Source organism: Streptomyces sp. NPDC088812, from assembly GCF_044750285.1.
In the GTDB taxonomy this organism is placed as follows: Bacteria; Actinomycetota; Actinomycetes; order Streptomycetales; family Streptomycetaceae; genus Streptomyces.
The window spans coordinates 158,244-165,305 of the sequence record NZ_JBIVJP010000016.1 but is presented as its reverse complement, the minus strand read 5'-3'; the positions used below and the strand labels follow the sequence as shown (position 1 = coordinate 165,305).

7 protein-coding genes and 1 riboswitch are annotated in these 7,062 nt (G+C 76.7%); of the genes, 1 reads left to right on the top strand and 6 read right to left on the bottom strand.

Going from position 1 to position 7,062, the window contains the following annotated elements; translation table 11 throughout:
• Window positions 1-611: 611 nt before the first annotated feature.
• The 6 genes from ACIP67_RS26905 to ACIP67_RS26880 form a co-directional block, all read right to left on the bottom strand.
• On the bottom strand, window positions 612-1,811 hold the full coding sequence (locus tag ACIP67_RS26905; protein WP_401695375.1) for an amidohydrolase: 1,200 nt from the start codon (window positions 1,809-1,811) through the stop codon (window positions 612-614).
• 87 nt (window positions 1,812-1,898) lie between these two features.
• Window positions 1,899-2,753 carry an energy-coupling factor ABC transporter ATP-binding protein gene (locus tag ACIP67_RS26900; RefSeq protein WP_401695373.1) on the bottom strand — a complete coding sequence of 285 codons (855 nt, stop codon included), beginning with the start codon at window positions 2,751-2,753 and terminating at the stop codon, window positions 1,899-1,901.
• Window positions 2,750-3,499, bottom strand: a complete 750-nt coding sequence (gene cbiQ / locus ACIP67_RS26895; RefSeq protein ID WP_401695371.1) for a cobalt ECF transporter T component CbiQ — start codon at window positions 3,497-3,499, stop codon at window positions 2,750-2,752. Before cbiQ ends, ACIP67_RS26900 begins: the two co-directional genes overlap by 4 nt.
• A gap of 5 nt (window positions 3,500-3,504) precedes the next feature.
• The gene (locus ACIP67_RS26890; RefSeq protein ID WP_401695370.1) at window positions 3,505-3,948 is read right to left on the bottom strand and encodes an energy-coupling factor ABC transporter substrate-binding protein; all 444 of its coding nucleotides are present in this window, start codon (window positions 3,946-3,948) and stop codon (window positions 3,505-3,507) included.
• Window positions 3,945-4,652, bottom strand: a complete 708-nt coding sequence (locus tag ACIP67_RS26885; protein WP_401695368.1) for an energy-coupling factor ABC transporter permease — start codon at window positions 4,650-4,652, stop codon at window positions 3,945-3,947. The genes ACIP67_RS26890 and ACIP67_RS26885 overlap by 4 nt, the downstream gene beginning before the upstream one ends.
• A gap of 29 nt (window positions 4,653-4,681) precedes the next feature.
• A riboswitch (cobalamin riboswitch) is annotated at window positions 4,682-4,865 on the bottom strand.
• A gap of 210 nt (window positions 4,866-5,075) precedes the next feature.
• Entirely contained in the window at window positions 5,076-6,218 is a 1,143-nt protein-coding gene (locus ACIP67_RS26880; RefSeq protein WP_401695462.1) for a PP2C family protein-serine/threonine phosphatase, read from the bottom strand.
• A 202-nt stretch (window positions 6,219-6,420) separates the two neighbouring features.
• Between ACIP67_RS26880 and ACIP67_RS26875 the strand changes: the two genes are divergently transcribed.
• Window positions 6,421-6,909 carry a MarR family transcriptional regulator gene (locus ACIP67_RS26875; RefSeq protein WP_401695461.1) on the top strand — a complete coding sequence of 163 codons (489 nt, stop codon included), beginning with the start codon at window positions 6,421-6,423 and terminating at the stop codon, window positions 6,907-6,909.
• Window positions 6,910-7,062: the final 153 nt, after the last annotated feature.

The following is a 7,062-nucleotide window of genomic DNA, read 5'->3' as shown; positions in this document are numbered from 1 at the left end:
TAGGGACCGGGTCCGACTCGGGTCCCCGCACGGCGCGCCGTCCGGGGGCGCGGGCCGGTGTCGGGCGGCGCCCCGCGGTCCCCCGGCCTCCGCCCCGCGGTCCCCCGGCCTCCGCCCCGCGGTCCCCCGGCCTCCGCCCCCGGGCCCCCGGCCTCCGCCCCCGGGCCTCCGGCCTCCGACGCCAGGCCTCGGACCCCGGCCCCGGACCCCGGATCCCCGACCCGGGCCCCCGGGCCAGGGGGCCAAGGGACCGGGTCCGACTCGGGTCCCCGCACGGCGCGCCGTCCGGGGGCGCGGGCCGGTGTCGGGCGGCGCCCCGCGGTCCCCCGGCCTCCGCCCCCGGGCCCCCGGCCTCCGCCCCCGGGCCCCCGGCCTCCGCCCCCGGGCCCCCGGCCTCCGCCCCCGGACCCCCGGCCTCCGCCCCCGGGCCCTCGGCCTCCGCTCGCGGGCCTCCCGCCTCCGACGCCAGGCCTCGGACCCCGGCCCCGGATCCCGGACCCCCGACCCGGGCCCCCGGGCCAGGGGGCCAAGGGACCGGGGCCGACCCGGGGCCCCGCACGGCGCGCCGTCCGGCCGTCCGGCGGCACGGGTCGGTGTCGGGCGGTGCCCGGTCAGCGTGGGGCGGTGCCGGTGGTGATCCCGTGGTCGTGCCCGCGCCACGCCTCGGCCCGCAGGTCCGCGTCGCACAGGACGTCCACCGCCGTGCAGGCCAGGGCCTCCGTGGCCGCCAGGAGGACGTGCCGGGCCCGGTCGGAGGCCGCGGCGGCGGCGAACTCGGGTGTGTGGTCGGAGCCGTCCTCACCCATGATCGCGACGAAGGGGTGGATGGCCGGCACCCGCCCGCTGACGTTCCCGATGTCCGACGAGCCGAGGTACACCCCCGGCACCGGCGGCGTCACGGTGATGCCGGCCCGGCGCAGGTGCGCGGCGAACCGCCCCGACAGCGCCCCGCTGTCCCGGAAGTGCTCGTAGCGCACGGTGGCACGCTCGACGGCGCACGTGGTGCCGGTGGCGAGCGCCACGCCCTCGGCGGCGGACCGCACCTGCCCGGCGAGGTCGTCCAGGGCGTCCGTGGTGGCGGCGCGCAGCCCGAACAGCCCCTCGGCGTACTCGGGCACGATGTTGGTGGCCGTACCGCCGTGCGTGACGATGCCCTGGACGTGCGAGGCCTCGGGCAACCGCCGACCGAGCGCGGCCAGCACGTTGAACAGCTCGACGAGGGCCGCGAGCGCGTCGATGCCCTCCGTGGGGTTGCCCGTCGGGTGGGCGGCGCGGCCGTGGAAGCCGACCCGGTACTGCTCCTGGGCCGTCAGCGGCGCCCGGACCCAGTCGTACACCCCCGGGTGGAACATGAGCGCGGCGTCGACGTGGTCGAAGACGCCCGCCTCCACCTCCAGCACCTTGCCCCCGCCGCCCTCCTCGGCCGGGCTGCCCACCGCCAGCACCGACCCGGCGTCCGGACCCAGCGCGGCGCGGGCGGCGATCGCCGCGCCCAGGCCGGCGGCGGCGATCAGGTTGTGCCCGCACGCGTGCCCGAGGCCGGGCAGGGCGTCGTACTCCAGCAGCAGCGCCACCGCGGGCCGCCCCCGGCCGTGGCGCGCGGTGAACGCGGTCGGCAGGCCCGCCACGTCCTGCCGCACCTCGAATCCGGCCCGGCGCAGCTCACCCGTCAGCAGCGCGCAGGCCCGCCGCTCGGCGAAGGCGTACTCGGGGTCGGCGTGCAGTGCCGACGCGACGCCCCAGAGGGCGTCCGCCCGGTCCGTCACCTCCTGGCGGACGCGGCGGTGGAGGGCGTCGGGATCGCGGTGCACACGGCCTCCAGGGTGTCGGCGGGGCTTCCTTCCGACCCACCGGGTTCCACCGGGCGGCGCGTCGACACCCCGCCGGACGGGCCCGCCTCAGCCGTCGGCCGGCCGGGGGGACGGGACGGCCGCCGCCAGGGCGGCCAGCTCCTCCGGGCTGCGGGGGCCGGCATCGCCCTCGGCCAACGCGCCCTGCGCCCGCAGCAGCCGGGCCGCGGCGACGCCCCAGGGCAGCCGCAGCCCCGCCGCGCGGAGCAGGTCGGCGCGGGCCAGGGTGGGGGCGGCGGGCCCGGTGTGGACGCCGGACGGGGTGAGGAGGGCCGCGTCGTCGGCCCAGCGCAGGGCCAGGTCGACGTCGTGGGTGGCCATCACGACCGTGGTGCCGGCGGCGCGCAGGGCGTCGAGCGTGGCCAGGAGGCGCTCCTGGCCGTCCGGGTCGAGCCCGGCGGTCGGCTCGTCGAGGACGAGCACGCGCGGCCGCATCGCGACGGCGCCCGCGATCGCGGTCCGCTTGCGCTGCCCGTAGGAGAGCAGATGGGTGGGCCGGTCGGCGAGGGCGGCGATGTCCAGGGCGGCGAGCGCCTCCGCCACCCGGGCCCGTACCTCGTTGTCGGGCAGACCGAGGTTCAGCGGCCCGAACGACACGTCCTGCGCGACGGACGCGGCGAACAACTGGTCGTCCGGGTCCTGCACCACCAGCTGGACGGTCGTCCGCAGCCCGGTCAGCCCCTTGCGGTCGTACACCACCGGCCGCCCGTCGACCGTCACCGTCCCGGCGCGCGGCCGCAGTCCGCCGCTGAGCAGCCGCATCAGGGTCGTCTTGCCGCTGCCGTTGCGGCCGAGCAGGGCGAGCGCGCGGCCCTCGCGGACCGCGAAGTCGAGACCGTCGAGCACGGCCGGGCCGTCCTCGTACGCGAAGGAGACGCCCCGCAGGGCCACCGGCTCGCTCATGACAGGGGCCCTTCCAGGACGAGGGTGAGGGCGGCCACCGTTGCGAGGAGCGCGCAGCTCGCGGCCGTGAAGCGGACGGAGACGCGGGCCTCGGGCACCAGGACGCGCAGGGTGCCGTCGTAGCCGCGTCCGGCGAGCCCGGCCTGGAGGCGCGCCGCCCGGTCGAAGGCCCGCACGAAGGCGGTGGCGCCGAGCCCGGCGAGGGAGCGCCACTCGGCGGCCCGCGAGGTGTGCCCGAGCCGGGCCGCCTGGGCCTCCCGGATCCGCCGCACGGAGTCCAGCAGCAGGAAACTCATGCGGTACGTGACCAGGGCGACGTCCACGACCGGCGCGGGCACGCCGGCCCGCACCAGCCGTGGCAGCAGGTCGGACATGGGGGTGGTGAACGCGAACAGCAGCACGCCGAGGGAGGCGGCCGAGGTGCGCAGCATCAGCTCCCCGGCCCGCGCGGGCCCGCCGTCGGCCAGGCCCACGAAGGCGCCGGGCCCGCCCACCCGGACCAGCAGCGGGAGGGCACCGGTGGCGCAGAAGCCCAGCGGCACCCGGTAGGCGCGCCACAGCCGGCGGGCCGGTACTCCCGCCGGGCCCAGCAGCACGGCGAGCGCCGTCACCAGGACCAGGGCCGCACCGGGCCAGGGCGGCAGGGAGATCGCGAGCAGGGTCAGCCCGAGTCCGAGTACGGCCTTGTCCACGGGGTGACGGCGGCGCCAGCGGCTGCTGTGCGCCGCCGCGTCGATCGGCAGCACGAGGGTCAGGCCCGTCCCCGCCCGGACTTCCCGGCACCGCCGGGGGCGCCGTCCGCGGGCGCGGTCGCCTCCGTACGCTCCGCGCCGGCCGCGCCGTCGTCCGGGACCGTCCGGTGTGCGGTCTCCGGGCCGTCCGGCAGGGCCCTCGCCCGCTGTTCGCCCTGCCGCCGGCCCCGGCGCAGGCCGAAGTAGTAGGCGAGGACGCCCGCGCCCAGCGCGGCCTGGAGGGCGAACAGCGCCGACTCGATCTCACCGGACGGCGGCTCGTACAGCGGGGAGAACCACGGTTCGTAGTCCGGTTCGATCTCGGTGATCGCCGTCTCCGCCTCGGCGTCGGAGCCCGCGAACGGCTCCTTCTTGCCGTCGCCCAGGCCCAGGGCCAGCGGCAGCACCGCGAGGGCGACCACCACGAGCAGCAGCAGGGCGTTGATCCTCGCGTTGCGGTTCACCGGGCCACCGCCTCCGTCCCGGTCGGCTGCGCCTGTCGCCGCCCGGTGACGAGCACGCCGAGCCGGGTCAGTTCGCCCTTGCTGGACTGCACCAGCAGACGCATCACCAGGACGGTGAGCAGACCCTCGCTCACCGCGAGCGGGATCTGCGTGACGGCGAAGATGGAGCCGAACTTGCCGAGCGCGCCCAGGAAGCCGCTGCCCGGGTCGGGGAACGCCAGCGCCAGCTGCACGCTGGTGACGCAGTACGTCGACAGGTCGGCGACGAACGCGCCGAAGAACACCGCGACCATCAGCGGCACGGCGAACCGCCGCAGCAGCCGGTACGTGCCGTAGCCGGCCCAGGGCCCGACGATCGCCATCGAGAAGGCGTTGGCGCCGAGCGTGGTCAGCCCGCCGTGCGCGAGCAGCAGTGCCTGGAAGAGCAGGGTGATGGTGCCCAGCACCGTCATGACCGGCGGCCGAAAGAGGATCGCGCCCAGGCCGGTCCCGGTGGGGTGCGAACAACTGCCGGTCACCGAGGGCAGCTTGAGAGCGGACAGGACGAACGTGAAGGCCCCGGAGGCGCCGAGGAGAAGCGTGCTCTCCGGGTGCTCGCGCACCTCACGGCTCAGTGCGCGGACTCCGTGGACGACGAACGGCGCCGACGCGATGCCCCAGGCGACCGCGTGCGCCGGAGGAAGGAAACCCTCGGCTATGTGCATGGCTCAGCAGACCCTCTCCAGCACCTCGTGGATGGTTGACGCGCCTTGGCCGGTCTCCTGGCTGACGGGTACCACCGCCCGTGCTCCGCCTTCCCGGGTCCGAGGACCCAGTGGCTGCCCGTGAGGGCCGGAGCCGGACTTCCCGATCACAGTGGCGAGGGCCGCACCGGCATCACACCGGATTTCCCGTTCACCAAGGCGTGGTGACAGTAGTGCGCGGACCGGGGCGGTGACAAGCGGCAACGGGGGCGCGCGAGCGGCGGGCGGCGGCTCACGCCCCGGCGCACAGCCGAGCAGGGCAGCCCGCGCGTGTCGCGACCGAGTCCGCCGGGCCCGCACACGCCGCGTCCGCGCCCGCGCGCCACCCGCCGGGGCGCCCCACGGGCCCCCGCCGCCCGCCGCCTCCCCCGCCGCTCTCCCCGATCAGCGCCCCCGCCAGTCCAGGCAGACCACCAGGGCGTCGTCCTCCGGGGTCCGTTCGCCGCGGTGGCGGGTCAGTTCGCGCAGGACGGCGTGCGGTACCTCGGCCGCGGGCAGCAGGCGGGTGGCCTGGATCGCGCGGGCGAGGGGGGCGTCGCCGTACGTCTCTCCGCCGGGGGAGGCGACCGCGTGCACGCCGTCGCTGACGAAGACGAGGCGGTCACCGGGCTCGGCGTGCACCTCCTGCTCCACGTAGTCGGTCTCCTCGAACATGCCGAGCGGCAACTGGGCGTCGAGCGGAATCCGTTCCACACGGCCGTCGCGCAGCCTCAGCATGCGCGGGGAGCCGGCGTCCACCACCCGGGCGCGTCCCGTGGTGAGGTCGAGGTCGAGCATGAGGACGGACAGGTAGCGGCGGCCCCGGTAGTGGGCGTGCACGGCCTGGTCGGCGAGGGCCGCCTGGTCGGCGAGGGACAGTCCGGCCCGCCGGGCGTTGCGCAGCGCGGTGATGGCCAGACCGGTCAGCAGGGACGCCTCCGTGCCCTCGCCCATGCCGTTGGTGACGTACAGCATCAGGCGGTCGGCCGTCGCGGACCAGTCGTAGTTGTCGCCGAAGACCGCGTAGGCGGGCTCCAGTTGCGCGCCCAGCTCGAACTCGGGGCGGCTGCACGACCGGCCCGGGAGCAGGTGCCACTGCATCTCGGCGGCCAGGGTGAGCCGGTCCTTGCGTCTCGCCTGGACATAGAGGTCGGTGTCCCGTTCGGCCACGATCAGCTCGTGCCCGAGGGCCCGCGCGATCTCCGCGAGTTCGGCCGGCACGTCGCCGGCCGGCTCCGGCAGGGTGACCGTCAGCACGCCGAGCCGGTCGCCGCGCACGGAGACCGGCAGGTGCACCCGTACCCGCCCGTCCCCCACGGCTTCCACGAACGGTTCCTGCGCGCCGAACGCCCGGCCGGCCGGGCCGTCGTGCACCGACACCGGTTCCGCCGTGTGCGGCAGCTCGGACACCGGTTGCAGCACGGTCAGGCCGTAGTCGGCGAGGTACAGCTCGACGGAGTCCGCGGCGTACTGGCGGAGCAGTACGCCGCGGACCGCGTCGATCACCTCGTGGGGGGCCGCCGTCCGCAGCGCGCGCTCGGCGGTCACCAGTGCGTTCACGGTGGTCACAACATCAACCTTTCGTCGAATTCTTGGCGGCCTCGTACGCGCACGAGGCCCTCGGTGCGGCCGCGGCCCGCCGTGTCGCTGTGCCCGCCGCCCGCCGTGTCGCCGTACCCCCTCCGGGCGTACGACGGGGTCGGCCGACGCGGTCCCTAGTACGCTGGCGGTCGACCCAGTGCCTGCGAGAGTGTGGACCGTGACTGCCTTCCGCCATCGCCCGGAGCCCGAAGAGGTCGCACGGGTCACCGCGACGGCCGCGGAGCTGCTGGAAGTCCTGTGGGGCAGGGCCTCGACCGCCCCCGCCTCCGCGTCCCAGTTGCGCGTGCTGCTGATCCTCGAGCATCACGAGGGCATCAATCTGCGCACCCTCGCCGACTCGCTCGCCTCCACCCCGCCGTCGACCAGCCGGCTCTGCGACCGGTTGCAGGCCTCCGGGTTCGTCGAACGGGCGGTGAGCCCGGCCGACCGGCGCGAGGTGCGGCTGCGTCTCAGCGGCCGGGGGCGGGCCTTCCTCGCGGATCTGCGCGTGCGCCGGGAACAGCAGTTGCAGGCGGTGCTGGCGGTGATGCCCGCCGCCCGGCGGGTCGCGCTGCTGGAGGGGCTGGAGGCCTTCTGCGACGCGGCGGCGACGCTGATACACGACGACGCCGGGAACTCCGGCAGCCGGATCGCCTGACCATTCCCGCTCCCTCCCGCTCCGTGGCCGTCTCCGTGGCCGTCTCCGGAATGCGGATACCCCGAACCGGCCCCGACCTGCGCCGCCGACGACGGGAAGTCGGCGGACGCGCTCCCGGCGGACGCCCGGGATCCGCGGTTCCGAGGCCCGGCC

Coding starts and splice junctions, on each gene's coding strand:
- ACIP67_RS26885 (WP_401695368.1), bottom strand. CDS start 4,652: ATGCACATAGCCGAGGGTTTCCTTCCTCCGGCGCACGCGGTCGCCTGG.
- ACIP67_RS26900 (WP_401695373.1), bottom strand. CDS start 2,753: ATGAGCGAGCCGGTGGCCCTGCGGGGCGTCTCCTTCGCGTACGAGGAC.